The 22,687-nt window shown below is 69.5% G+C and carries 24 protein-coding genes; 10 read left to right on the top strand and 14 right to left on the bottom strand.

Annotated elements, in window-relative coordinates; all coding sequences use genetic code 11:
- The first annotated feature begins 4 nt into the window (after positions 1 to 4).
- Entirely contained in the window at positions 5 to 1,021 is a 1,017-nt protein-coding gene (locus HDC31_RS14925; protein ID WP_046746898.1) for an ABC transporter substrate-binding protein, read from the top strand.
- Positions 1,022 to 1,100: 79 nt separating this feature from the next.
- Here the strand turns inward: HDC31_RS14925 and HDC31_RS14920 are convergent, their stop codons facing one another.
- The 4 genes from HDC31_RS14920 to HDC31_RS14905 are packed head-to-tail and all read right to left on the bottom strand — an operon-like array spanning position 1,101 to position 4,271.
- Positions 1,101 to 1,490, bottom strand: a complete 390-nt coding sequence (locus HDC31_RS14920; RefSeq protein WP_046746974.1) for a VOC family protein — start codon at positions 1,488 to 1,490, stop codon at positions 1,101 to 1,103.
- Between the two features lie 53 nt (positions 1,491 to 1,543).
- Entirely contained in the window at positions 1,544 to 2,491 is a 948-nt protein-coding gene (locus HDC31_RS14915) for a D-alanine--D-alanine ligase (RefSeq protein WP_061018644.1), read from the bottom strand.
- Positions 2,488 to 3,612: an alanine racemase gene (alr, locus tag HDC31_RS14910; protein ID WP_113681695.1), complete on the bottom strand. Its 1,125-nt coding sequence runs from the start codon at positions 3,610 to 3,612 to the stop codon at positions 2,488 to 2,490. Before alr ends, HDC31_RS14915 begins: the two co-directional genes overlap by 4 nt.
- The gene (locus HDC31_RS14905) at positions 3,609 to 4,271 is read right to left on the bottom strand and encodes a M15 family metallopeptidase (protein ID WP_113681694.1); all 663 of its coding nucleotides are present in this window, start codon (positions 4,269 to 4,271) and stop codon (positions 3,609 to 3,611) included. The genes alr and HDC31_RS14905 overlap by 4 nt, the downstream gene beginning before the upstream one ends.
- Before the next feature lie 87 nt (positions 4,272 to 4,358).
- Here HDC31_RS14905 and HDC31_RS14900 point away from each other — a divergent pair, with 87 nt between their 5' ends.
- Positions 4,359 to 5,030: a response regulator transcription factor gene (locus HDC31_RS14900; RefSeq protein WP_046746904.1), complete on the top strand. Its 672-nt coding sequence runs from the start codon at positions 4,359 to 4,361 to the stop codon at positions 5,028 to 5,030.
- Between the two features lie 10 nt (positions 5,031 to 5,040).
- Positions 5,041 to 6,120 (top strand): HAMP domain-containing sensor histidine kinase, encoded by a 1,080-nt coding sequence (locus HDC31_RS14895; RefSeq protein WP_046746905.1) that lies wholly within the window; start codon positions 5,041 to 5,043, stop codon positions 6,118 to 6,120.
- An 81-nt stretch (positions 6,121 to 6,201) separates the two neighbouring features.
- Here HDC31_RS14895 and HDC31_RS14890 read toward each other — a convergent pair whose 3' ends face one another.
- Positions 6,202 to 6,858, bottom strand: coding sequence for an FMN-dependent NADH-azoreductase (locus HDC31_RS14890; RefSeq protein ID WP_113681693.1), 657 nt, complete (start codon positions 6,856 to 6,858; stop codon positions 6,202 to 6,204).
- A 77-nt stretch (positions 6,859 to 6,935) separates the two neighbouring features.
- On the opposite strand from HDC31_RS14890, the gene HDC31_RS14885 reads away from it, so the two are divergent.
- Positions 6,936 to 7,274, top strand: a complete 339-nt coding sequence (locus HDC31_RS14885) for a helix-turn-helix domain-containing protein (RefSeq protein WP_113681692.1) — start codon at positions 6,936 to 6,938, stop codon at positions 7,272 to 7,274.
- 8 nt (positions 7,275 to 7,282) lie between these two features.
- On the opposite strand, the gene HDC31_RS14880 is transcribed toward HDC31_RS14885, so the two are convergent.
- The 3 genes from HDC31_RS14880 to HDC31_RS14870 are packed head-to-tail and all read right to left on the bottom strand — an operon-like array spanning position 7,283 to position 11,707.
- On the bottom strand, positions 7,283 to 8,308 hold the full coding sequence (locus tag HDC31_RS14880; protein WP_179516284.1) for a tetratricopeptide repeat protein: 1,026 nt from the start codon (positions 8,306 to 8,308) through the stop codon (positions 7,283 to 7,285).
- A complete protein-coding gene (locus HDC31_RS14875) occupies positions 8,244 to 10,154 on the bottom strand; it encodes a hypothetical protein (protein ID WP_147251353.1) in 1,911 nt (636 codons plus the stop codon). The genes HDC31_RS14880 and HDC31_RS14875 overlap by 65 nt, the downstream gene beginning before the upstream one ends.
- A gap of 32 nt (positions 10,155 to 10,186) precedes the next feature.
- Positions 10,187 to 11,707 carry an SDR family NAD(P)-dependent oxidoreductase gene (locus HDC31_RS14870; protein WP_113681690.1) on the bottom strand — a complete coding sequence of 507 codons (1,521 nt, stop codon included), beginning with the start codon at positions 11,705 to 11,707 and terminating at the stop codon, positions 10,187 to 10,189.
- A 70-nt stretch (positions 11,708 to 11,777) separates the two neighbouring features.
- Here HDC31_RS14870 and HDC31_RS14865 point away from each other — a divergent pair, with 70 nt between their 5' ends.
- Positions 11,778 to 12,059 (top strand): helix-turn-helix transcriptional regulator, encoded by a 282-nt coding sequence (locus HDC31_RS14865; protein ID WP_171010931.1) that lies wholly within the window; start codon positions 11,778 to 11,780, stop codon positions 12,057 to 12,059.
- Positions 12,056 to 12,457: a VOC family protein gene (locus tag HDC31_RS14860; RefSeq protein ID WP_113681689.1), complete on the top strand. Its 402-nt coding sequence runs from the start codon at positions 12,056 to 12,058 to the stop codon at positions 12,455 to 12,457. Before HDC31_RS14865 ends, HDC31_RS14860 begins: the two co-directional genes overlap by 4 nt.
- Here the strand turns inward: HDC31_RS14860 and HDC31_RS14855 are convergent.
- From HDC31_RS14855 to HDC31_RS14835, 5 genes are read right to left on the bottom strand one after another with little or no spacing between them, the layout of a single operon-like run.
- Complete coding sequence (locus tag HDC31_RS14855; RefSeq protein ID WP_179516283.1) at positions 12,454 to 13,212, bottom strand: SDR family NAD(P)-dependent oxidoreductase; 759 nt, start codon at positions 13,210 to 13,212, stop codon at positions 12,454 to 12,456. The two genes, HDC31_RS14860 and HDC31_RS14855, sit on opposite strands and share 4 nt — an antisense overlap.
- A 50-nt stretch (positions 13,213 to 13,262) precedes the next feature.
- Positions 13,263 to 14,525: an ATP-NAD kinase family protein gene (locus HDC31_RS14850; RefSeq protein WP_179516282.1), complete on the bottom strand. Its 1,263-nt coding sequence runs from the start codon at positions 14,523 to 14,525 to the stop codon at positions 13,263 to 13,265.
- A 5-nt stretch (positions 14,526 to 14,530) separates the two neighbouring features.
- The gene (gene gcvPB / locus HDC31_RS14845; protein WP_113680301.1) at positions 14,531 to 16,117 is read right to left on the bottom strand and encodes an aminomethyl-transferring glycine dehydrogenase subunit GcvPB; all 1,587 of its coding nucleotides are present in this window, start codon (positions 16,115 to 16,117) and stop codon (positions 14,531 to 14,533) included.
- Positions 16,114 to 17,493, bottom strand: coding sequence for an aminomethyl-transferring glycine dehydrogenase subunit GcvPA (gene gcvPA, locus HDC31_RS14840; protein ID WP_113680300.1), 1,380 nt, complete (start codon positions 17,491 to 17,493; stop codon positions 16,114 to 16,116). Before gcvPA ends, gcvPB begins: the two co-directional genes overlap by 4 nt.
- On the bottom strand, positions 17,490 to 19,589 hold the full coding sequence (locus HDC31_RS14835) for a beta-galactosidase (RefSeq protein WP_113680306.1): 2,100 nt from the start codon (positions 19,587 to 19,589) through the stop codon (positions 17,490 to 17,492). Before HDC31_RS14835 ends, gcvPA begins: the two co-directional genes overlap by 4 nt.
- 149 nt (positions 19,590 to 19,738) lie before the next feature.
- On the opposite strand from HDC31_RS14835, the gene HDC31_RS14830 reads away from it, so the two are divergent.
- From HDC31_RS14830 to HDC31_RS14815, 4 genes are all read left to right on the top strand, one after another.
- The gene (locus HDC31_RS14830) at positions 19,739 to 20,395 is read left to right on the top strand and encodes a GntR family transcriptional regulator (protein WP_046746915.1); all 657 of its coding nucleotides are present in this window, start codon (positions 19,739 to 19,741) and stop codon (positions 20,393 to 20,395) included.
- 133 nt (positions 20,396 to 20,528) lie between these two features.
- Entirely contained in the window at positions 20,529 to 21,122 is a 594-nt protein-coding gene (locus HDC31_RS14825) for a sulfite oxidase-like oxidoreductase (RefSeq protein ID WP_113680299.1), read from the top strand.
- On the top strand, positions 21,119 to 21,844 hold the full coding sequence (locus tag HDC31_RS14820) for a ferredoxin reductase (RefSeq protein ID WP_113680298.1): 726 nt from the start codon (positions 21,119 to 21,121) through the stop codon (positions 21,842 to 21,844). The genes HDC31_RS14825 and HDC31_RS14820 overlap by 4 nt, the downstream gene beginning before the upstream one ends.
- A complete protein-coding gene (locus HDC31_RS14815; protein WP_113680297.1) occupies positions 21,844 to 22,116 on the top strand; it encodes a DUF6510 family protein in 273 nt (90 codons plus the stop codon). Before HDC31_RS14820 ends, HDC31_RS14815 begins: the two co-directional genes overlap by 1 nt.
- A 38-nt stretch (positions 22,117 to 22,154) precedes the next feature.
- Here HDC31_RS14815 and HDC31_RS14810 read toward each other — a convergent pair whose 3' ends face one another.
- Entirely contained in the window at positions 22,155 to 22,664 is a 510-nt protein-coding gene (locus HDC31_RS14810; RefSeq protein ID WP_113680296.1) for a GNAT family N-acetyltransferase, read from the bottom strand.
- Between the last annotated feature and the right edge of the window lie 23 nt (positions 22,665 to 22,687).

The raw sequence follows: 22,687 nt of genomic DNA, 5'->3' as shown, positions 1-22,687 counted from the left end.
AAGAATGACACCACGTACCCGACCCACCCGCCTGCTCGCCGCCGTCTCCGTCGGCCTCGGCGCGATCGCCCTCACCGCCTGCGGGAGCGGAGTCTCCACGGGAGCAGCGCCCGCCTCCTCCGGAGAGGCGATCAGCATCGAGAACTGCGGCCGCACGGTCGAGATCCCGGCCACGCCGACGGCCGTCGTCGGACTGCACCCCTCGCAGACCGAGCTGCTGCTGCGCCTGGGCCTCGCCGATTCGCTCGTCGGACAGGCGCAGGCCACCGCGGACGAGCTGCCGAGCGATGTCGCAGACCTCGCGGCCGATGTGCCCGTCATCGGCGGAGACGCACCGCCCAGCCGGGAGGAACTGCTCGCCGTCGAACCCGACTTCGTCTACTCGCCGACCACCTACGAGTTCACCGCGGAGCAGGGCTTCGCCAGCATCGAGCAGCTCTCCGAGGCCGGCGTCGCCGCGTACACCGCGACCGGCGGATGCTTCGACCGGCGCATGGAGGGCACGGTCGACGACCTCTTCATCGACCTCGAGAACCTCGGCGAGATCTTCCACGTCGAGGACGAGGCGAACGACCTGATCGAGTCGTCCAAGGCCGAGCTCGCGACCGTCGATGCGGCGCTCGAAGGCAAGGATCGCCCCCGCGTCGCCCAGGTCTTCGTGGAGGGCACGACCCTCACCGCGATCGGTGCCGGCATCGAGTACGACATCCTGAAGCGCGCCGGTGCCGACAACGTCTTCACGCCGGACGATCCCGCGTTCGCCGACTTCTTCGCCGCCGAGATCACCCCGGAGTCGCTCGCGTCAGAGGCACCGGACGCGATCGTCTTCGCGGTGTCCGACCCCGCGCACGAGGCGGCCGTCCGCTCCTACCTCGCCGCGACGTTCCCCGACATGCCCGCCGTGCGCGACGGTCGACTGATCGCGGTGCCGTCGACCGACCTGTTCCCCGGCACACTCGGGAACGTCTCGGCCGTGCGGCTGATCGCCGAGGGCCTCCACCCGGACGTCGTCTTCGACTGAGCATCACTTCCTCCACCCGCACCCCCGCGTGGCTGCACCCCCGGGAAGCTCTTGTGCTCCCGGGGGTGCAGTCTCCGCGCTAGGCCTGCATGACGGCGAGGACGTTGCCCGCGGGGTCGCGGAACCACGCGATGTCCGGCCCTCGCCCGTTCCCGCGGACGATGCCGCGCTCGTCGGAGGGGAACTCCTCGTCGCTGTAGATCTTCGTCTGGACGCCCCGGGCGATGAGCTCGTCCACGGCGGCGTCGACATCCGCCACCGGGAAGTTCAGGATCGTGAAGCTCGCCGGCGTGTGGTTCGGCTTCGAGTACACGAGGATCGAGCCGCCACGGGGCAGGCGCAGGTCGAGGAACCCCATCGCGTTGCGCTCGACGTCGAGCCCGAGCGTCGCGCCGTAGAACTCCTCCGCCGCGTCGATGTCGTCGACGCTGAATCCGCTGAACGCGTTGTCCGCTGTGAAAGCTGCCATGGCTCCAGCATCCGCCTCCTCGGCGCGCTTGTCGATGCCTTCTCGGCTCCCTCTCACCCCGCGGCGCGCACGAGCCTGCCGACCAGGTCGACGTAATCCACTCCCGCCGCGGCGAACATCCGCGGCACCTGCGACGCCGCGGTCAGCCCCGGCATCGTGTTCACCTCGTTCAGCAGGGGACCCCTGTCCGTGAGGAAGAAGTCCATCCGCGCGACGCCGTCGCACCCCAGGGCGTCGAACATCGCGATCGCAGCGCGCTTGAGGGCCGCCGCCTCGCCCGCGTCGAGCTGCGCCGGCACCGTGAAACGCGCACTTCCGTCGTACTTCGTCGCCGTGTCGAAGAGACCGGTCGCGTGGATCTCCAGCGGCGGAGCCGCCCACCGGATGCCCCCCTTCTCGCGCAGCACTGCCACGTCGATCTCGCGCGCCCTGACGACCTCCTCGACGAGGATGCGCCGGTCGAAGCGCGCGGCCTCGTGCAGCGCGGCGAGCAGATCCTCCTCCTGGGTCACGAGACTCACGCCGTGGCTCGACCCCGCCGAGACCGGTTTCACCACGACCTCGCCGTCGAACTCCACATCCCCGATGTCGTCCGCCGTGATCAGCCGCCCGCGGGCGGTGCCGATCCCCACCGCGTCCGCCACCAGCTTCGTCGTCCATTTGTCCATGCCGATCGCACCGGCGCGCAGCCCCGAGCCCACCACGCGCACTCCGGCGAGGGCGCAGAGAGCCGCCAGCGCCCCGTCCTCGCCGAGCGCACCGTGTACGGCCGGGAAGACCACGTCCGTGCGAGTGAGCAGCGGAAGCGCGAGCGCCAGCGACTCGGCGGCGGATCCCCCGTTCGGGCGCCCGTCGACGCGCCAGATGCCGTCTCGATCGATGGTCACGCACGTCACCTCGTGACCGCCCAGCCGCAGGGCTGCACCGACCGCGGCCGCCGACGCCAACGACACGTCGTGCTCGGCGTTCTGCCCTCCCCCGATGACCAGCACCCTCGTCATGCCGCGCTCCTCCGCACTCGCGCTCCGATCCCGGTGACGATGGTGTGCGGGATCGTCCCCGCCCACCGCGCCCACTCCTGCACCGAGGGCACCGCGCCCCCGTCCGGCCCGAACACGGTCGCGATCGTGCCGCGCGGGAACAGCGCGGCACCCGTGTCCACCACGATCTGATCCATCGACACCCGTCCGACGATCGGATACCGCACGCCGCCGATCTCGACGCCGGCGCCCGGCGCGAGCTCTCGCGGGATCCCATCCGCGTAGCCGACGCCCACCACCGCGAGGTGCGTCTCCGCACGGCTGACATGCGTTCCCGCATACCCGACAGCCGTCCCTGCCGGGGCGAGAGCCCCATGCACGACGGGCGCGGTCCATCGTGAAGCCCCGATCAGTGGCGTCGTCTCCGAGGGGTCGATCCCGACGAGTCCTGCGCCGATCCGCACCATCCCGAAATGGGTCGCGGGATCGGTCAGCGCCCCGGACGTCGCCGCCAGATGCACGAGCACCGGTCCGAGGCCGGCACGCAGGACCGCATCCCTGCCCTGCCGCATGCGCAGCACGGCCGCCGCGTTCGCGCCTGGATCCCCTTCGTCGGAACGCGGTAGATGACCCATGACCCCCACGACCTCGATCCGCCCTCTGCCGGCGCGCGCCAGTCGGAACAGCTCGGGCCACTCGTCCAGCGGAGACCCGCCGCGGGCCATCCCGGTGTCCAGATGCAGGTGCACCCTGACCGGGCCCGACGTCTCAGCACTCAGCTGGCGAAGCTCTTCGGCCGAGCCCACCGCGATGTCGATGCGATGCTCCGCCGCCGCCTCGGCGTCGATACCCGCCGGGTTCAGCCAGGAGAGGATGGGCACCGCGAGTCCGGCGTCGCGGAGTGCGACGCCGTCGGCGACCTGCGTCACCCCGAGCCACTCGGCGCCCGCCGCGACCGCAGCCGTTGCCACGACGACGGCACCGTGCCCGTAGCCGTCGGCCTTCACGACGGCCATGATCGGCACCGGAGTCGCCGCCCTGACGATCCGGAGGTTCTCGGCGACGGCGTCGGGGAGCGTGGTCAGCGTCGGCGCGTGCAGGCGCGAGGCGATCGCGGGACGAGGGGCGGTCATGGTGGTCATCGCTGCATCCTCGGGTCTTCGGTGGGATCGGCATACATCTCGGGGCACCCCTGATCGATCGCCTCGGGGCGCAGCTCGTAGTGCCATGACTCGTTCGCGTAGGTCTGGCACAGTCCGTAGTCGGAGCCGTGCTGGGCGAGCCAGTCGAGCGTGGGCAGCGGACCGACATCCACGGCGTCGCCAGACACGTGCGCCGACGTCTGCGGTGTCGCCACCCATCGCCGCGCTTCGTCCTCCGAGCCGTAATCGACGATCGCGTCCTGGAGCATCCGTTCCTGCAGCCCCGGCGAGCGCCATCCGCTGTTCACCAGGAACGTGATGCCGTCGCGCTCGGCATCCGAGGCCGCCCGCTGCAGGGCGTCGAGCAGCGCGGGGTCGAGGTTGCCGACCGCGACGCGGTCCACGTCGAACACCGTGGGCTGATCCCCGTCACGAATCGCTCCGTCGGCGTCGCCCGGCACGTCGACGGGCTGCACCTCGTCGGGCACCGGGGTCGGCACGGGCGTGGGGAACGTCTTCGCCGTGTCGGCGAAAGCCACGGACAACGACTGCTGCACCGCGAACGCCAGGATCACGGCGGCGGCGAGCGCGACCACGGCGCCGGCGGCCCGACGGCGACGACGTGCCCGCAGCGGGAGGGACGAGCTGTTGGTGTTCATGCTCCCAGTGAAGAAGGGAGCCGGTTGCCAGGGCGTATGCGCTTTTCCATATGCTCGCGATATGCCGGGGTGCGTAGGATCGCTGCCATGCGTGTGCTGATCGTCGAGGACGAGCCCTACCTCGCCGAGGCGATCCGCGATGGGCTGCGCCTCGAGGCGATCGCGGCCGATATCGCGGGCCACGGCGACACGGCGCTGGAGCTGCTGAGCATCAACTCCTACGACCTCGCCGTGCTCGACCGCGACGTGCCCGGGCCCTCCGGCGACGACATCGCCCGCTGGATCGTCGCGTCGGGAAGCGGCATCCCCATCCTCATGCTCACCGCAGCCGACCGCCTCGACGACAAGGCGAGCGGCTTCGAGATCGGTGCGGACGACTACCTCACCAAGCCGTTCGAGATGCGCGAGCTGGTGCTGCGTCTGCGGGCCCTCGACCGTCGCCGCCAGCGCAGTCGGCCTCCCGTGCTGGAGGTCTCCGGCCTTCGCCTCGATCCGTTCCGCCGGGAGGTGTACCGCGACGACCGCTACGTGGCGCTCACCCGCAAGCAGTTCGCCGTGCTGGAGGTGCTCGTCGACGCCGAGGGCGGTGTCGTCAGCGCGGAGGAGCTGCTCGAGCGCGCCTGGGACGAGAACGCCGACCCGTTCACGAACGCCGTGCGCATCACGGTCTCCTCGCTGCGCAAACGCCTGGGCGAGCCGTGGATCATCCTCACCGTGCCGGGTGTCGGATACCGGATCGGAACGGATGCCGATGCCTAGGCGCCGTGGGATGAGCGCTCGCCTCAAGCTCACCCTCAGCTATGCGGGCATCGTGGTGGTCTCCGGACTGCTGCTGCTCGCCGCAGTGGCCCTGTACCTGCTGCGCTACGTGCCCGACGTGCAGATCTCCGCGGACATCCGCGTTCCCAACCGCTCCGACCTGATCAGGGCGTTCGTGCCGGTCGCCTCGACGGTCATGGTGGCACTGCTGGCCATCGGCCTCGGCGGCGGATGGCTGCTGGCCGGACGCATGCTGGCACCTCTGGAACGCATCGGCGACGCTGCGCGACTGGCGGCGCAGGGCTCGCTCTCGCACCGGATCGCGCTGCCCGGCCCTCGCGACGAGTTCCGCGATCTGGCCGATGTCTTCGACTCGATGCTCGAGCAGCTCGAAGCCCACGTCGCCGAGCAGCAGCGGTTCGCCGCGAACGCCTCGCACGAGCTGCGCACTCCCCTCGCGATCTCGCAGGCGCTGCTCGAGGTCGCCCGTGACGACCCGGACCGCGACGTGGACGAGCTGATCGCCCGACTGCAGCGGGTGAACACGCGTGCGATCGACCTCACGGAGGCGCTGCTGCTGCTGAGCCGGGCGGATCGCCGGACGTTCCCGCGCGAGATCGTCGATCTCTCCCTTCTCGCCGAGGAGGCCGTCGAGGCGCTGGTTCCCCTCGCCGACCGTCGAGGAGTCGCACTGGAGGTCGGCGGCGTCCCCGCGTCGGTGCTCGGGTCGGCGGCGCTGCTGCCGCAGCTGGTCATGAACCTCGTCCTCAACGCTATCGTGCACAACCTTCCGACCGGCGGGGCCGTTGCCGTGCGCACGCACTCGATGCCGCACGCGGTCGCGCTGGTCGTGGAGAACACCGGTGAACAGTTGCCTGCACATCAGGTCGCCACCCTTGTCGAGCCGTTCCAGCGCGGGGCGGAGCGCACCCGCGGCGACGACCATGCGGGGGCGGGGCTCGGCCTTGCGATCGTCGACCGCATCACGCAGGCGCACAACGGCACGCTCGTCCTCACCCCGCGGACGGACGGCGGTCTGATCGTGACCGTGTGGCTGCCGCACCCCTACCCGACGGGCCTTCCCGGCTGACTGTCCGCAGGTGTTTCGAATCGCGCAAACGGTCGGATGCGGGGCCCAGAAGGAACCATTTGCGCGATTCGAAGACGGGGCTCAGGCCACCCGCGGGTCGCGTGTCGCGGCGAGCTCGCGGCCGTAGGTGCGGGCGTCGGCTTCGGCGTTCTCCTTGAGCTCGCGCGCGGTGTCGGCGAACGCGTCGAGCGCCGGGTTGACGCCGACCAGCGTGAACGGACGCTGCACGACGCGCAGATCGAGACCCCAGACGTCTTCGAGCACGCGTCGCAGCCAGCCGGTCGAGTGGTCCCAGCCCTCCTTGGGCGAACCGGGCGCGTAGTTGCCGCCGAGCACGGTGACCAGGGTCGCCGGCTTGCCGTTCAACGCGGTGCCGGTCGGATCGATGCGTGCGTCGGTGTAGGCGAGATCGAACCAGGTCTTGAAGTGCTGCGAGACGCCGTAGTTGTAGAGCGGCACCGCGAACAGCAGAGCGTCGGCGCCGATGAGCTCGTCGGCGAACTGCGTCGCGAGGGCGCAAGCCTCGTTCTGCGCAGGGGTCCGCTGGGCCTCGTCGACGAATCCACCCGTCACGGCATCCGCCCACGCGGTCGCGGGCACGGGGTCGCTCGCCAGATCGCGACGGAAGACGGTCGAATCGGGGTGCGACGCGGTCCACTCGGCCTCGACGATGTCGGCGAGCGCACGGCTGGCGGACGACGCGGGAAGGATGCTGGCATCCAGGCGGAACAGGGACATGGGCCTACCTCTCGTTTTCGTAGTCGCTCTGTTTTTCTTAGCGACATCGGTTAACGTAGCACGGGTAGGATGGGGGGATGTCCGGGACCGCCGAAGGGCGTCAGGTGTGCGACGCCGCCGTCACACTGGCCTTCAGCGTGCTCGGGAAGCGGTGGAACGGCATGATCGTGTCGTCGCTCGGGGGCGGACCCATGACCTTCGTCTCGCTGCGCCGCGCCGTTGACGGCATCAGCGACACCGTGCTCTCCGATCGCCTGGCCGAACTCGCCGACGCCGGACTCGTCGCGCGCACGGTCGAGGCCGGCCCGCCGGTGACCGTGTCGTACGCGCTCACGCCAGCGGGGGAAGGACTCCTGCCGATCCTGAACCAGCTGGGGCAGTGGGCCTCGGCGAACCTCGCCGAGCGCGCTCACTGACGCGAACCCTACCGACCCCCGCGCCGCGCCCAGGCGATGATGCTCTCGGCCAACGACCGAGGATCGTCCGCGATCTCCGGTCTGGTCGACAGGACCTCGATCCGCCCGACGGTCTCGATGGCCTCCGCGTCGAGCCCCGCGGACAGCGCGTACCGCGCCAGCACCTGCATGCAGAGTATGCGGAGCACGAGGTCGGAGTGGTGCTGCTCCCACGCCTGCAGAGAGGTTCGCACCGTTTCGAGAGAACGGAGCGCCGCGGCCGGGTCACCCATCATCAGCTGGGTGTCCATCACCCTTGCCACGTCGATGCCGACCTCTGGATGTCCGTCGCCGTAGACATCTCGATCGATCCGAGCAGCTTCGAGAAATGCCTCCAGCGCGCCCTCGTTGTCACCGGAGAGCAAGAGGACGTCTCCGCGTGCGTAAAGAAGGCTGGCGTGATCATCGCTGTCCGGCGCCGCAAGGCGCTGGAGTGCGATCGCCTCGTCCAGAGTTCCGCGAGCCTTCGCGACGAGATCCGCATCCGGCGGGTCCGTCTCCCGGGCGCGCTGCGTGAGCACTCGGCCGAGATGAAGGAGCGGCAACGCGACGTGGCTGTGCGCCTCGTGTTCCTCGCGATAGATCTGGATCGACTCCTCGAGAGCGGCCGCCGCCTCTGCGAGCTGTCCGTGGGCGATCAGCGCCATGCCGAGATCGTTGAGGTCGCGAGCGACGTGCAGGCTGCGTTCGCCCCCGACCGCGCGGTCCACGCTCACGGCGCGCTGCGCGATCGCGACGGCATCGGCGGGTCGGCCTGCGTCGATGCAGCTGCGCGAGGCCATCGTGAGGAAATGGCCGCGCATCTCCTCGGTCGACTCCTCGGCGAGCGTCAGGTAACGGTCCACGCGTTCGGTGGCGGGAGCGTCCAGGATGAAGAAGTGATCGTGCAACGCCTGCACGCCGGGCTCATCCGGCACGAGACGCAGCGTCTCAGCGATGCTGGCCTGGGCTCCCGCACGGTCTCCGAGTGCATCCGCAGCCCAGGCCAGGGTCACGTGCGCTGCCGCCCGGAGCGCGCGTGGCGCAGTCGAATCCGCCGCGACACGTTCCGCAGCGCGCTTCGCCCCGACGGAATCGCCGGCGAGCAGATGCACGCGCGCCTCCGATTGCAGGATGACTTGCTGAACATCCGGACTCCCGCTCACGAACGGAACCGCTCGCGCGATCTCCATCTGCCGGTAGGCGCTCTGACTCAGCCCCTGCTCCGCGAGACGTTCGACGTTCGGCGAGCAGGATCCTCGCCAGGACACGGGACGGATGCGCGGGCGGCAACGAAGACTCCACAGCATCGATCACTGCGGCAAGGCCGGGGAGCAGCCGCCGGCCGGGGACCTCGACGAGGCTCAGAATCGCCTCGATGAGCAGACCGGCAGATTCGGCCCGCAGCACCGGTTCGGCGAGGTCGACCACGACCGTAGCCGTGAGGGCATGACTCTGGACGAGCGAATCGCGAATGCGCACGACACCGATACCGATGAGCTCGCGGAAGGCGCCGTCGACCCGCGTCGAGGCATCGGCGCCCCCTCCGAACGCCTCCTCGAACAGCTGCCTGGGCACACCGGTGCCGCCGCTGACGGCCACCGCGACGAGCAGGTCCCAGCTGAGCGGTTCGCGGGCATTGTCCCGCACCGCCGACAGGACGCCGACGAAGCCGGAGTGCGCCGACCCTCCAGCAAGGACGCGTGTAGGGCTCGATCGCATCAGGGCGACCATCGAAGGAATGGAGATGCCCGTCTCCGCCAGGTACCCGCACGCCGTGGACACGATCAGGGGGTTCTCGGCACAGGCACCGAGCAGCTCGTCCATGTCCCTTTCCGACACCACCTCCGGAAGTCGCCGGCGGGCGATCTCGCGCAGCGTGGCGTCTTCCGCTGTGTCGAGCTGCACGACCGCGTACCGGGGGAACGACGCGGCCGAGCGCGTCGTCACCAGAACCACGCCGCCCGCATGCTCCGCGGGGATCATCGTGCGGATGGCGTCGAACTCCGGTGCATCGTCGACGACGACGAGCCACGTCTCGACGCGGGCGAGCACCGCCCTGACCTGCATCGGAAGGTCTCCCGTCGGCTGCTCGCCGAACTCCAGCAGCATCTCCTCACATGACTCGATGAGATGTTGCGGGGTCTTCGCGTTCACCCACCACAGCAGGTCACGCGGGTCGCGCGTGCCCTGCGCGTGCGCGGTCATCTCCGCGAGGACGCTCTTGCCGGCGCCCGGCCCGCCCGCGATGACGGCGATGCGATGTTCGGAGAGGCGCTTCTCCACGATGCCCTGCTCCGGGCGCGGCACCGGTTGCTCGCTCAACGGGAGCGTCGCGATGTTGGAGACCGCACCAGAAGAAGACCGGACGAACGTCGACTGCTCCTCCGGCGCACCGGATCGCGTGTCCGCCGGCGTCGCCGCGGTCTGGGCCGACCGAGCGAGCAGCAGTACCATCGCGAGGTCGCTCCCCGGCCGTCGGGCCGCCACGTCGATCTCGGTCGCCAGCAGACGCGCGGTCTGCCGCGCGAGACGGGGGATGTCGACCGCTCGATCATCGAGCACGTCGAGGGCGGGGATGACCTCCTGCAGCACCCGAGACCACCGTTCCACGCGGTCGGGCGCCGCGAGCTGCTCGTCGTGCTGAGCGAGGAGCGAGTATGCCCGCTTCGGTTTGACCGCATCAGCGACGAGGGAGGCGCTCGCGCCTCGGTCGTTGTCGAGACCCTGTTCGGCGAAGCCCTGCGTCAGCGCCCGGGTGAGACATTCGTGAACCTCGCGCTCGACTGCTCCACGACGCATGAGGGGCGCAGCAGCGCCGGCGATGCCGACGACGTTGGCCGCGCCCGAGATCAGATCCACGGGTCGATGCTATCGAGCGCGCACCTTCGGAGTCACCAGGGGCTGGGCTCGTAGTCCTTGAGGAACACGCCGTGGATGTCCTCGCCGGCCTCGCCACGCACGATCGGGTCGTACACGCGGGCGGCACCGTCGACCAGGTCGAGCGGGGCATGGAAACCCTCTTCGGCGAGGCGCACCTTCGTGTAGTGCGGACGCTCGTCCGTGATCCAGCCCGTGTCGACGGCGGTCATGAGGATGCCGTCCTTCTCCAGCATCTCCCCCGCGCTGGTGCGGGTGAGCATGTTGAGCGCAGCCTTGGCCATGTTCGTGTGCGGGTGGCCAGGGCCCTTGTAGCGGCGGGAGAACTGTCCCTCCATCGCCGAGACGTTGACCACGTACTTGCGGTGCGCATCGGACGCGGCCATCGAAGCGCGCAGACGGCTGATCAGCAGGAACGGCGCTGTCGTGTTGGCGAGCTGCACCTCGAGCATCTCGAGCGGATCGACCTGCTCGATCGACTGCACCCAGCTGTTGACGCGGTTCACGTCGGGCACGAGGCCGCCGGCGTCGATCGCGGTGCCGTCGGCATGCTTCTCGAGCGACGACGATCCGGGCGCCATCGCGAGGCGCGCGAGATCTTCGGCCGTGAGTGCCTGACCACCCTGCTCGGCGACCGTGCCGCCGAGGGCCGCGACCGAGAGCAGCGGATGCGCATCGACCGAGGCCTGCAGCGCCTGCGGGTGCGGGTCGGCCGTGTGCCCGAAGGTCTCCATCTCGGGCAGGGGCCCGTCGGGGAGGGGCTGCAGCTCGGCATCCGCCAACAGGGAGTAAGCACCCGGCGAGCGGCGTACGGTCTGTGCGGCGTTGTTGATGAGGATGTCGAGCGGGCCCTGAGCGGCGACCGAGTCCGCCAAGCCGATCACCTGAGCAGGGTCGCGCAGGTCGATGCCGACCACGCGCAGGCGGTGCAGCCAGTCGGCCGAGTCGGGCAGGGCCGAGAAGCGCCGCACGGCGTCTCGCGGGAAGCGGGTCGTGATCGTGGTGTGCGCGCCGTCACGCAGCAGCCGCAGCGCGATGTGCATGCCGATCTTCGCGCGGCCACCCGTGAGCAGGGCGCGCTTGCCGGTGAGGTCGGTGCGGGCGTTGCGCTTGCCGTGGCTGAAGCGGGCGCAGTCCGGGCAGAGCTGGTGGTAGAAAGCGTCGACCTGTGTGTACGGCTGCTTGCAGATGTAGCAGTTGCGAGGCTTCAGCAGCTCGCCCGCGATCGGGGCGTCGACGACGCTGGTGGCGAGATCGTTGCCACGGGTCTCATCGTCGATGCGGTCGGGGGCACCCGTGGCGGTGCGGGCCACCACGGCCTTGTCGGCCTCGGCGATCGCGTCACGGATCTGCTTGCGGCGCACCCGCTTCACGTCTTTGAACATCGCCGCGGTGGCCTGGCGTACCGCGATGAAATCGGGGTGCTCGTTGTCGATCCGGTGCAGCTCGCGCAGCACGCGCAGCGTGGTGGCGAGATCTTCGGGGTCGACGCCCGGTCCGAGGTCGGGTGCAGCGTCGGAGGGGGCGTCGGTCATTGTCCCGATTTTACGCGAGTGTCCTGGGACAGGCTTGATATGCAAGCATCCACTTGCCTATCGTGATCCCATGGCCGATCTGTTCCACGCGCTCGACGACGAGACGAGGCGACTCATCCTCGATGAGCTGTCGCGGCGGGACGGACAGACGCTCTTCGAGATCTGCTCGACGTTGACGATGCAGCACGGTGTGACGCTGACCCGGCAGGCGGTCTCCCAGCACCTCGCGGTACTCGAATCCGCCGGACTGATCTCCACGGAACGACAAGGCCGTTCCAAGTTCCACTTCTTCCATCCGGAACCCATCGCCCGCATCGCCGAGCGGTGGCCGACCACACGGAGCACCCCATGAGAATCGAACTGACCAGCATCTTCGTCGATGACCAGCGCAAGGCCCTCTCCTTCTACACCGACGTGCTCGGCTTCACGAAGCACCATGACATCCCCCTCGGCGATGCCGCCTGGCTCACGGTGACCTCGCCCGAAGCGCCCGGCGGACCCGAGCTCCTGCTCGAGCCTTCGGAGCACCCCGCGGTCAAGCCCTACCGCGACGCGCTCGTCGAAGACGGCATCCCACTCGCGCAGTTCGCCGTCGACGGCCTCGCCGCCGAACACGCACGCCTGACCGGGCTCGGCGTCGTGTTCACCCAGCCGCCGACCGACATCGGTGCCGCCTGGGTCGCGGTTCTCGACGACACGTGCGGCAACCTGATCCAGCTGATCCAGATGAAGGCCGACGGACAGGGCTAGGCGATCCCGCCGCCGTCCACGACGAGGGCCGAGCCGGTGACGTACGAGGAGTCGTCGCTCGCCAGCCAGACGACCGCCTGTGCGACCTCGCTCGGCTCGCCCATGCGGCGCAGCGGGCGATCGGCGGCTTCGGCGAGGAACGCGTTGGTGTCCTGCGCCAGCTGACGCGCTTCCTCCCGCAGCATCCCGGTGTTCACATCGCCGGGGTTGACCGAGTTCACGCGGATGCCGGCGGGACCGTGGTCGATCGCGAGCGCGCGCGTCATGTTCACGACCGCGCCCTTCGAGGCGCAGTAGGAGATGGCCTGGCCACCGCCCTTGAGGCCCCAGCCCGACCCGGTGTTGATGATCGAGCCTCCACCCGCAGCCTCCATGACCGGAACGATGTGCTTGCACATCAGGAAGATCGAGCGCACGTTCACGCCGAACACGCGGTCCCACTCCTCGACGGTCGTCTCGACGGCGGTGGTGCGACGGATGATCCCGGCGTTGTTGAAGACGACGTTCACTCCGCCGAGTTCGGCCACCGACGTGGCGACCACCCGTTCGATGTCGGACTCGCTCGCCACATCCGCCGCGATCGCGATGGCCATGCCACCGGCCGCACGGATCTCCTCCGCGACGGCTTCGGCCGCCTCCGTGTTCAGGTCGACGACGGCGACCGCCGCGCCCTCGGCAGCGAGTGCGAGTGACGTGGCGCGACCGATGCCGCCGGCACCTCCGGTGACGATGGCCTTCTTGTTCTCGAGACGCATGGGGTGTCCTTTCGGGTACGTGCAGACGGGTCTGTCGGGGTCGGGATGTGTCAGGTGAGGGAGAGTTCGGGTGCGGTCACGGCATAGAGACTCGTGGTGCCGACGCCGGTGATGATGCGGACATGCCCGGCGAGTCTCGCATCGAGTTCCGGGTCGCCGGTGTCGACGAGGAGCGGCCGACCCTGCAGGTCGATGAGCTTCTGCTCGGGGGCGACGACGAGGAGCGGGTCGTCGCCGAGCGCACGAAGAACGGGTGCCGAGAGCTGTTGGTTGCCGCGCCCGAGCAGGAACCCCTGCCCGCCGATCACGGTGACGACGGCCCGCGCCGGGCCCTCGGCGATCTGGGCGAGCAGCTCCTGCTCACTCGCACCGTGGACGAGGACGGCACCGTCGAGAACGACGTCGACGCCGAGTGGCGATCCTTCGACGCCGAGCTGCCGAGCGATCTCCGCGGTCGTACCGCCGGGGCCGAGCAGATAGCGCACGCCCGGTCGCATGCGGGAGACAGCCCCGCGGGCCGCAGCTTCGACCGCAGCCGCCTCGGTGACCGGCGTCGGCGCCTTGCGTGCCTGAGTGCGGCCCGCACGATGCGGCACCCGGAGCATTCCGTACAGCGTGGGGTCGACGCGGGCGCGCCGCATCGCGGCCTCGTCGATGTCGAGCACCTCACGCTCCTCGGTCGGGAGTCCGTCGTGCTCGATCCAGTCCGCGGCGATCGATCCCGCCGCCCGCGGACTGACCGCGAACACGGGCGAGTACATCTTCACGCCTGCCGGAACTCCGAGCACGGCCGGCAGACCGTGCACCTCTCGACAGCTTTCGGCGTCGAGCGCGGATCCGTCGTCGCACCTTCCGCCATCGGGCTTTTCACCCGACGGACGTGCCACGGCGCCGAGCCCCGTGACCGCGTCGCGAAGGGTGCCGTCGCCTCCCACGACGAGGATCAGATCGACCCCCGCCGCGGCCAACGCTGCGATCGCACGCGAGGTATCCGCCGCCTGCGTCACCTCGGTCACACCCGCCCCGCGCGAGCCCGCATCGATCGAGCCCGCATCGCTCGAGCCGGCCCCGACGACGCACGGCACGAGACCTGCGGCGCGCACCGCATCGGCGCCCATGGCACCGGGCACCGTCGCGACCACGAGTCCCGGATGCCGTTCGGCGAGCGTCGTCAGGGCGAGGACCGCCCGTTCCTGCACGCGCGAACGGGCGCCGCGCGCGAGGGCGAGGCGCTGCACGTCCGCACCGTCGGAGCCGGCGAGCCCCGCGGGCCCTCCGACTCCGGCGACAGGGTTGACGACGAGTCCGAGCATCGCGGTCAGTCCGCCAGTGCGGCCAGCTCCACCGCGTACTTCCGCTGGTATGCGCGCCAGGTGATCGCCCACCGCTCCGGGTCGTCCAGATCGTCATGGTGCGTGTGGTGCACGGTCTGGTTGTGCGGGGCGGTGCGCACCACCTCGGGGGTCTCCCGCGCCTCACGTGCCACCTCGGCGAGGGTCGCCGCATACTCATCGAGCTCCGCCATGGAGTACGACTCGGTGGGCTCCAGCGTGAACGGCTGCGGCACCACGTAGGGGTGGTGACTCGTCCAGTAGTGCATCCCGAAGTCGGACATCCGCACGCCGATCTCCTCCGACGAGATGCCGGTCTCCTGGTACAGCTCCTCCCACGAGTAGCGCACCTGCTCGATGCGGCGGCGTCCGGTGGCGTACGGCGCCGAGGCCCCGGGGATCGCGAGCACACGAGCCATCAGGTAGTTGTTGTTCAGCACGGCGGTCTCCGCGGCGGCGAGCAGCCCCGGAGCCCCCAGTGCCATGATCCAGGAGTAGGCCTTCACGAGCGCGGGGATGACGCCGAAGAACGGGCCGACCGCGCCGATCGACAGCTCTCCCGCCTCGACCACCCCGAAGGTCCCGTCATCGTCGCGCACCACGCGCGGTCCCGGCAGGAACGGAGCCAGTGCCGCGCTCACGGCGTTCGCACCGGATCCCGGTCCACCGCTGCCGTGTGGGGTGCCGAAGGTCTTGTGCAGGTTGAAGTGGCACACGTCGAAGCCGGCGTCGCGGGCGCGCGTGACCCCGAGGATGCCGTTCGCGTTGGCCTGGTCGTACGAGGCGAGGGCTCCGACCGCGTGCGCGGCGTCGACCCACTCCCGGATCGCCGGATTGTAGATGCCGGTGTCCTCCGGGTTCGTGACCATGATCGCCGCGGTGCGGGGCGACAACGCGGCCTTGAGCGCGTCGAGCGACGGATAGCCCTCGGAGTCGGGGTAGACCGTGATGACCTCATAGCCTGCCGCCTTCGCCGCGGCCGCGTTCGAGGGGTGGCTGAAGATCGTGGTGATGACCTCGCGGCGCTGCTCGCCTTCGCCGTTCGCCTCATGGAAGGCCCGGATCATGGCGATGTTCGACCAGATCGCCGCCGAGCCGCCCTGCGTGTGCAGCGACACCTCGTCCATGCCGGAGATCTCGGCGAGCACCCGTTCCAACTGCCAGACGATCTCGAGCACGCCCTGCGCATCGGCCGGATCCTGGTGCGGATGCATCGCGGTGAGCTGCGGGGTGTTCGCGAGCTGGTCGTTGATCTTCGGGGCGTACTTCATGGTGCAGGTGCCCTGTCCGATGTCGACGTTGAAATCGGCACCGAGGTTCTCCTGCGACAGACGCAGGTAGTGCTTGAGCACGCGCATCTGCCCCATCTCGGGCAGCTTCGGCTTCGCGGCGCGGCGCAGGGAAGCCGGCAGCGCGGCGACCACATCGCCCACCGCCTCGCGCACGCCCGGCTCGACCTGCGACACCAGCACGCCGCGTTCACCTGGTGTGGTCAGCTCGAAGATGATCGGCTCGTCCCAGCGGGCCTGCTGGAATCGGCGGAGCGCCGGCTTGGGCGCGACGGGGAGGCTCACTTCTGCTCCTCTGCGAGTTCGGGGGCGACGACTGCGGCGAGCGCGCCGGCCAGGACGTCGATGTCGGATTGGGAGACCAGTTCGGTGACGCAGACGAGCAGGCGGTGCTCGCCCACGACCACGCCGGGTTCGATGCCCCGGGCGCGGAGCGCCGTGACGACCTCCGCCGCTGGCACCGGAAGGGTCACCGTGAATTCGCGCAGATGCACGGCGTCGTCATCGAGAGAGACACCGGGAACAGCGGAGAGGGCCTGCTGCGCGTACCGGGTGCGGGCGAGCAGCACCTCGCCGAGCTCTGCCATGCCGGTGGGACCCATGAGGGCCAGGTAGACACCGGCGGCGATCCCCCACAGGGCCGCGGCCGTGCCGACCCATTCCTTCCCCTCCTCGCGGTGTGCGAACGAGGTGCGGTCGTAGGCCACGTCGCCGAAGCCGTACTCGCCGGGCACGTCGGTGGTGGTGAGCCCGAACAGGCGCGAGGGCATCTCCATCACGAAAGCGGGGTCGTCGTGCACGGCGATGAAGCCACCGTGGGCTCCGCCGAACCACTGATGCAGGCCGAGGGACTGGATGTCTCCGGTGACGATGTCGGCACCGGAGACCGAGGGCGGGGTGAGCACCCCGTAGCCGATGGGATCGGTGCCGACCACGAGCACGGCGCCGGCAGCGTGCGCAACATCCGCGATCTCCTGCAGCGCCGCCTCCACTGCGCCGGTGGCGCTGGGCGTCTCGACCCACACGGCGGCGACATCGTCGCCGAGTGCGGTCCTGATCCCCTCCACGTCCGCCGTGCCGTTCACGGGCGGCACGTGCTCGAGCGTCAGGTGGGCCCGCACGTAGTCGTGCACCTTCGCGAGCTTCGCCGGCAGCACGTCACTGACGACCAGCACGCGCACGCGGCCGGTGAGACGCCCCGACATCGTGAGACCGGTCGCCGTCGCCTGGTAGCCGTCGTAGACCGGCACGTTCACGACGTCCATCTCCAACAGCTCCGCCATCAGCGACTGGTACTGGAACAGGGCCTGGAAGCGGCCGTGGTCCTCGTAGGGTTCGCCGGCATAGGCGGTCAGGAACTCGCTGCGGCCGATGACCTCATCCACCACGGCGGGCACGTAGTGGTTGTAGGTGCCCGCGCCGAGGAAGCTCAGTCGTTCCTCGGTCGAGCGGTTCCTGGCGAGCAGTCCGCGCACGTGACGGGCGAGGTCCTGCTCGGCCGCGAACGGTGCCGGCAGATCGAGCGCCCGGCCGAGTCGCAGCGACGCCGGCACATCGGCGTAGAACTCGTCGACCGACGCGGCGCCGACGGCCGCGAGCATCGCCGCCCTCGACTCGGGGGCGGTGTTGGGGATGTACGGATGCACGAACGGAGTGGTCATGCGTCCTCCTTCACATCATCAGCGCCCGAAGGCGGGGTCAGGGTGGCAAGAGAGAGGGTGTCGGCGCGGGGAGCGGCGAGCACCGCCACGCCGAAGCGTTCGAGCTCCAGACGGCCCGCATGACGCACGCCGGTGAGCAGGTCAACGCCCGGCGACGGGATCTCGAACGCGACGGGCGAGCGCCCGTGATTCAGATAGAACGTGTAGTCGGTGGCGTCGTCTGCTCGGGTGACGACTTCGACGTCGACGTCCGTCCGCTCGCGAGCGGGAAGGCCGGCAGTGCGCAGCACGTCGCGGAACACCGTGAGCAGACCGTCCGGTTCGAACATCGCACTGACATACCAGGCCGACCCTTCCCCCGCCGCGCGACGGGTCACCGCCGGCAGGCCGTCGAGCTCACCACTCGCATACGTGGCACGCGCCTCGACGTCGTCATCCGCTTCGAGCCATTCGCTCCAGGAGGGCACCGTCAGGAGCTCGCCCGCGAAGTCGATGCTCTCGGTCAGCCCGTCGGCGATCGGCCACTGCTCGTCGACCTCGATGCCGAGCAGGTCGCGCAGCAGTCCTGGCGCTCCGCCGTCGTGCACCTTCTCGGTGGCATCCACCACTCCCGAGAACGGCCCGACCACGAGGTGCCCTCCGCGTTCGACGAACGCCTGCAGCGCCTCGGCCTGCGGCTGCTCCACGATGTAGAGGTTCGGCACCACGACCACGTCGTAGCGGTCGAACGGTCCCGTCGCACGCACCGCATCCACCGGCTGGCCGAGCGTGTACAGCGCCCGGTGCCAGGCGCGGGCCTGCTGTGCCCACTGCAACCGCTGCGAGGGCAGCGATTCCGCAGCGCCGGTGCCCCACCACGAGTCCCAGTCCACGACGAGGGCGACACGCGAGCGCACGCGGGTCCCACGCACCGGCTCGAGCTTCTTGAGCTCATTGCCCAGCGCCTTGGTCTCCTGGAAGCTGCGCGAACGCTCGCCTCTGTGGCCGAGCATCGAGGAGTGGAACTTCTCCTGGCCGTACTTCGCCTGACGCCACTGGAAGAACATCACGGCGTCGGAGCCGTGGGCGACGGCCTGCAGGCTCTCGACGCGGATCTTGCCAGGAGCCTTGGGCACGTTCACGTCGCGCCAGCTCGTGGCGCTCGCGGACGACTCCAGCAGCAGCCACGGCTGCCCGTCCTTGAGCGAGCGCATCAGCCCGTAGTTGAGCGCGGCGCCGACGTGCGAGGTCGGGTCGGCCGGCTCGGGGTAGGCGTCATCGGTCACGACGTCTTCGACGGCGGCGAAGTCCCAATAGTTCAGATCGCGGAACATGCTCATGAAGTTCGTGGTCACCGCGATGTCGGGTGTGACCTCGCGCAGCACGTCGATCTCCACCTGGAACAGCTCGAGCAGCGCATCCGACGAGAAGCGCTCGAAGTCGAGCAGCTTGGTGGGGTTGACCGGGCCCGGAGCCTTCTTCGGCGTCTCGATGTGCTCCCACGAGGTGTAGCGCTGACCCCATACGTTCACGCCCCAGGCCTCGTTCAGCCCGTCGAGGTCGCCGTAGCGGTTCTGCAGCCAGCGGCGGAAGTGGCGGGCCGACTCGGGGCACCAGCAGCGCGAAGTGTGGTCGCCGTATTCGTTCGAGATGTGCCACATCGCGAGCCCCGGGTGCTCGCCGTAGCGCTCGGCCATGGCTCTGGCCATACGGGCGACGTTCTCGCGCCAGATCGGGGATGAGGGGCAGTAGGTCTGGCGGGATCCGAACTCGAGCCGGTGGCCGTCGGCGTCCCACGGCGCCATCTCGGGGTGCGCGCGCAGCAGCCACGACGGCGGAGTCGCGGTGGCGGTGGCGAGGTCGATCGCGATGCCCGCCTCCCACAGCAGGTCGATGATGCGATCGAGCCAGGCCCAGTCGAAGATGCCGGGCTCCGGCTCCAGCTGGGGCCAGCTGAAGATCGGCAGGCTCACCATGTTCACGCCGGCTTCACGCATCAGACGGATGTCTTCGTGCCAGGTCTCTTCCGACCACTGATCGGGGTTGTAGTCGCCGCCGTAGGCGAGGGCGTCGAGGCGGACGCGTCGGGTGGGCTGGTCGCCACCGGGTGCGGGCACGAAGTCTCCTCTCTGAGTCATCACCGGCTGATCCCGACCGGGCACTGGTGCAAATCCGGGATCGGCTGTATTCTGTATACACACACTAAGACGTCGTCAGAGGCCCGTCAACCCATAGGCTGACGGGCAGGCGGCAGAAGAGGGGATGCATGGCGATCGAACGCAAGAACCTGCGCTCGCAGGTTCGGCAGGAGCTGCTGACCCGCATGCGCGCCGGACTCGTACAGCCCGGCGAGGGCATCAACGAGGTGCAGCTCGCCACCGAACTCGGCGTCAGCCGCACCCCGCTCCGCGAGGCGCTCATCGCCCTCGAATCCGAAGGACAGATAGAGAGCGAGAACGGCAAGGGCTTCCGCTTCGTCCCGCTCAGCGCCTCGGAGTTCCGCGACCTCGCCCCTGTGATGGCGGCCCTCGAGAGCCTCGCACTCGAGCTGAGTCCGCCCGACGAGCTGCGTCGCATCGGCGCGCAGCTCAAGGAGATGGCCGACGCCTTCGCCGACGAGCTCGTCGAGCATCAGCTCGTCATCACCAAGGACGACGAGTGGCACAGCATGATGCTGTCGGCCTGCCCCAACGCCCGCCTGCTCGCCGTCATCGACAACGTGCGCAGCTCATTCCACCGCTACGAGTCGCTCCTCGTGCCCGAAGACGTCAAGGTCGAACGCGTCGCTGCCGAGCACGCCGAGATCGCCCGGCACCTCGCCGACGGCGACGTCCCCGGCGCCGTCGAAGCGCTCAAGCTCAACTGGATGCACGGCATGCAGCGCATCCTCGACAACGCCACGAGCTCTTACTTCACGGCGTAGTCCTGCTCCACCCGCACGTCCTTCCGTTCCCATCCGGACGCGACTCTTCCTCGCCCTGGGCACCCTCCGCGGAGTACCGTCTGAACCACTACGCCTGACGCGCAGGGTCGCATCCACCGACAGGAGCAAGATCATGGCCGTGATTTCCCGAGGTTTCGGTGCTCGACGCAGGGAGAGCACCCCGGAACTCCCGCCAGGGCAGTACCTCACCGAGGACTTCCCCGTGCTCTCCGCCGGGCCGACACCGAACATCCACATGTCGGAGTGGAGCTTCGGCATCCGCAACGAGGCCGGCGAGGTCGTCTCCTGGACGTGGGATCAACTGCACGAGCTGCCCATCGAAGACGTGCACACCGATATCCACTGCGTGACGCGATGGTCGAAGCTCGGCACCTCCTGGCGCGGAGTCTCTCTCGACACGCTCTTCGAGGGGATCGACACCGCCGCCTCCTTCGCGATGGCCCATTCCTACGGCGGATACACGACGAACATCCCCCTCGACGATCTGCTGGGCGGGCAGTCTTGGATCGCATTCGAGTTCGAGGGTGAGCCGCTCGCCCCGGAGCACGGCGGCCCCGCTCGGCTGATCGTGCCGCACCTCTATTTCTGGAAGAGCGCGAAGTGGCTCAGGGCACTCACCCTGATGGAGGAGGACGCCCCGGGCTTCTGGGAGCAGAACGGCTACAACATGCACGGCGATCCGTGGACGGAGGAACGCTATTGGTGACGGTCGGCGGCTGGCGTGAGGCGCGGGTGACGGGCGCGCACGCGGAGACGGATTCGGCCCGCACGATCAGCCTCAGCGTGCCGGGCTGGCCGGGGAGCGACCCGGGACAGCACGTCGATATCCGGCTCACCGCCGAAGACGGCTACCAGGCGGTCCGCTCCTACTCGCTCGCCTCCTTCGGTGACGGCGAGACGATCGAACTCGCGGTCGACGAGATCCCCGACGGGGAGGTCTCCCCCTATCTGGTGCGGGACGTCCGCGTCGGCGATGAGCTCGAGGTGAAGGGCCCGCTGGGGAGATACTTCGTGTGGCGTCCGGAAATCCCCGGTCCCGTGCAGCTCATCGCCGGGGGATCCGGCATCGTGCCGCTGATGTCGATGGTGCGGGCGGCGCAGGCCGCGGGGGCGACCGACTCGGTGAGGTTGCTCTACTCGGTGCGGGCTCCGCACGACGCCCTCTACCGCAGTGAGCTCGAGGCAGCACCCGCAGGGGCGGCAGCCGATGTGCGATGGGCGTTCACCCGTTCTGCTCCTGACGGATGGGCGGGCGCTGTCGGACGCGTCACCGAAGAGGTGCTCCGAGATGCCACCTGGCCAGCGGAACGCGCTCCCCTGGTCTTCGTGTGCGGGCCCACCGGGTTCGTCGAACATGTGGCCGACCTGCTCGTCGGCCTCGGGCATGCGCCGGAACGTGTGCGCACCGAACGATTCGGAGGAAAGTGATGGATGCTGCCGCCCCCGCACAGACCGTCGACGGAAACGCGATCGCCGGCATGCTCTGGGACCTCTTCGGCGCCGACGTCACCGCGCTGGTCGGCACCTGCGGCGGTTGCGGCGCGCTCGCGCCCCTCGCCGAGACCGTGGTCGAGCTCGATCGTCACGCCGCCATCGTGCGGTGCCGCACGTGCACCCGCACGCTCTTCACCGTGCTGCAGTCCTCCGACGGCACGTCGATGCGCGTCGGACTGTTGCACGCGGTCCACTCCTCCGGTTAGCACCCCCGGGGCACCCCGCTCCCGATGACGGGAGCCCGTCATCGATCTCCCGACGGGGACGGCGCATCCAGCTTCTTCGCCAACTGGTGGTGGGCGTAGGGCGAGTCGGAGAAGGGCGCGACCGGTTCATATCCGAGTCGCTGGTAGAGCCGGTGTGCCTCGGCGAGGTCGCGGCGCACGGTCAGCCGGAGAGTGTGCAGGCCGCGCTCGGCACTCATCGATTCGAGTTCGCGGATCAGGGAGCGGCCGACACCACGCCCGCGCGCGGCGGGGGCGATGTACACCCGCGTGATCTCGCCTGCTCCCGGTCCGACGAATCGAACGCCTCCGCAGCCGACCGCCTGCGCGCCGTCTCGAACGACGAGCAGGAACCCGGTGTCATCCCGGAGGTCGTCGCTCGGGTCGCTCTCCATCTCCTGCTCCACCTCCGCCGCCGTGGCCGGCCGATCCCAGTACCGCCCGATGACTTCCGCGAAGAAGGACTCCAGGATCCCTCGACCTTCCGGCGAGCGCGGGTCTTCGAGCGTGATCGTGCGCGGTTCGTGCATCACAACAGCTAACCAGGCCCCGG

It is taken from the genome of Microbacterium sp. JAI119, from assembly GCF_013410135.1.
GTDB classification, from domain to species: domain Bacteria; phylum Actinomycetota; class Actinomycetes; order Actinomycetales; family Microbacteriaceae; genus Microbacterium; species Microbacterium oxydans.
The sequence above is the reverse complement of the archived record's forward strand: the minus strand, read 5'-3'. Positions and strand labels throughout refer to the sequence as shown.

Coding starts and splice junctions, on each gene's coding strand:
- HDC31_RS14925 (WP_046746898.1), top strand. CDS start 5: ATGACACCACGTACCCGACCCACCCGCCTGCTCGCCGCCGTCTCCGTC.
- HDC31_RS14920 (WP_046746974.1), bottom strand. CDS start 1,490: ATGGCAGCTTTCACAGCGGACAACGCGTTCAGCGGATTCAGCGTCGAC.
- HDC31_RS14915 (WP_061018644.1), bottom strand. CDS start 2,491: ATGACGAGGGTGCTGGTCATCGGGGGAGGGCAGAACGCCGAGCACGAC.
- alr (WP_113681695.1), bottom strand. CDS start 3,612: ATGACCACCATGACCGCCCCTCGTCCCGCGATCGCCTCGCGCCTGCAC.
- HDC31_RS14905 (WP_113681694.1), bottom strand. CDS start 4,271: ATGAACACCAACAGCTCGTCCCTCCCGCTGCGGGCACGTCGTCGCCGT.
- HDC31_RS14900 (WP_046746904.1), top strand. CDS start 4,359: ATGCGTGTGCTGATCGTCGAGGACGAGCCCTACCTCGCCGAGGCGATC.
- HDC31_RS14895 (WP_046746905.1), top strand. CDS start 5,041: ATGAGCGCTCGCCTCAAGCTCACCCTCAGCTATGCGGGCATCGTGGTG.
- HDC31_RS14890 (WP_113681693.1), bottom strand. CDS start 6,858: ATGTCCCTGTTCCGCCTGGATGCCAGCATCCTTCCCGCGTCGTCCGCC.
- HDC31_RS14885 (WP_113681692.1), top strand. CDS start 6,936: ATGTCCGGGACCGCCGAAGGGCGTCAGGTGTGCGACGCCGCCGTCACA.
- HDC31_RS14870 (WP_113681690.1), bottom strand. CDS start 11,707: ATGACCGACGCCCCCTCCGACGCTGCACCCGACCTCGGACCGGGCGTC.
- HDC31_RS14865 (WP_171010931.1), top strand. CDS start 11,778: ATGGCCGATCTGTTCCACGCGCTCGACGACGAGACGAGGCGACTCATC.
- HDC31_RS14860 (WP_113681689.1), top strand. CDS start 12,056: ATGAGAATCGAACTGACCAGCATCTTCGTCGATGACCAGCGCAAGGCC.
- HDC31_RS14855 (WP_179516283.1), bottom strand. CDS start 13,212: ATGCGTCTCGAGAACAAGAAGGCCATCGTCACCGGAGGTGCCGGCGGC.
- HDC31_RS14850 (WP_179516282.1), bottom strand. CDS start 14,525: ATGCTCGGACTCGTCGTCAACCCTGTCGCCGGAGTCGGAGGGCCCGCG.
- gcvPA (WP_113680300.1), bottom strand. CDS start 17,493: ATGACCACTCCGTTCGTGCATCCGTACATCCCCAACACCGCCCCCGAG.
- HDC31_RS14830 (WP_046746915.1), top strand. CDS start 19,739: ATGGCGATCGAACGCAAGAACCTGCGCTCGCAGGTTCGGCAGGAGCTG.
- HDC31_RS14825 (WP_113680299.1), top strand. CDS start 20,529: ATGGCCGTGATTTCCCGAGGTTTCGGTGCTCGACGCAGGGAGAGCACC.
- HDC31_RS14815 (WP_113680297.1), top strand. CDS start 21,844: ATGGATGCTGCCGCCCCCGCACAGACCGTCGACGGAAACGCGATCGCC.
- HDC31_RS14810 (WP_113680296.1), bottom strand. CDS start 22,664: ATGCACGAACCGCGCACGATCACGCTCGAAGACCCGCGCTCGCCGGAA.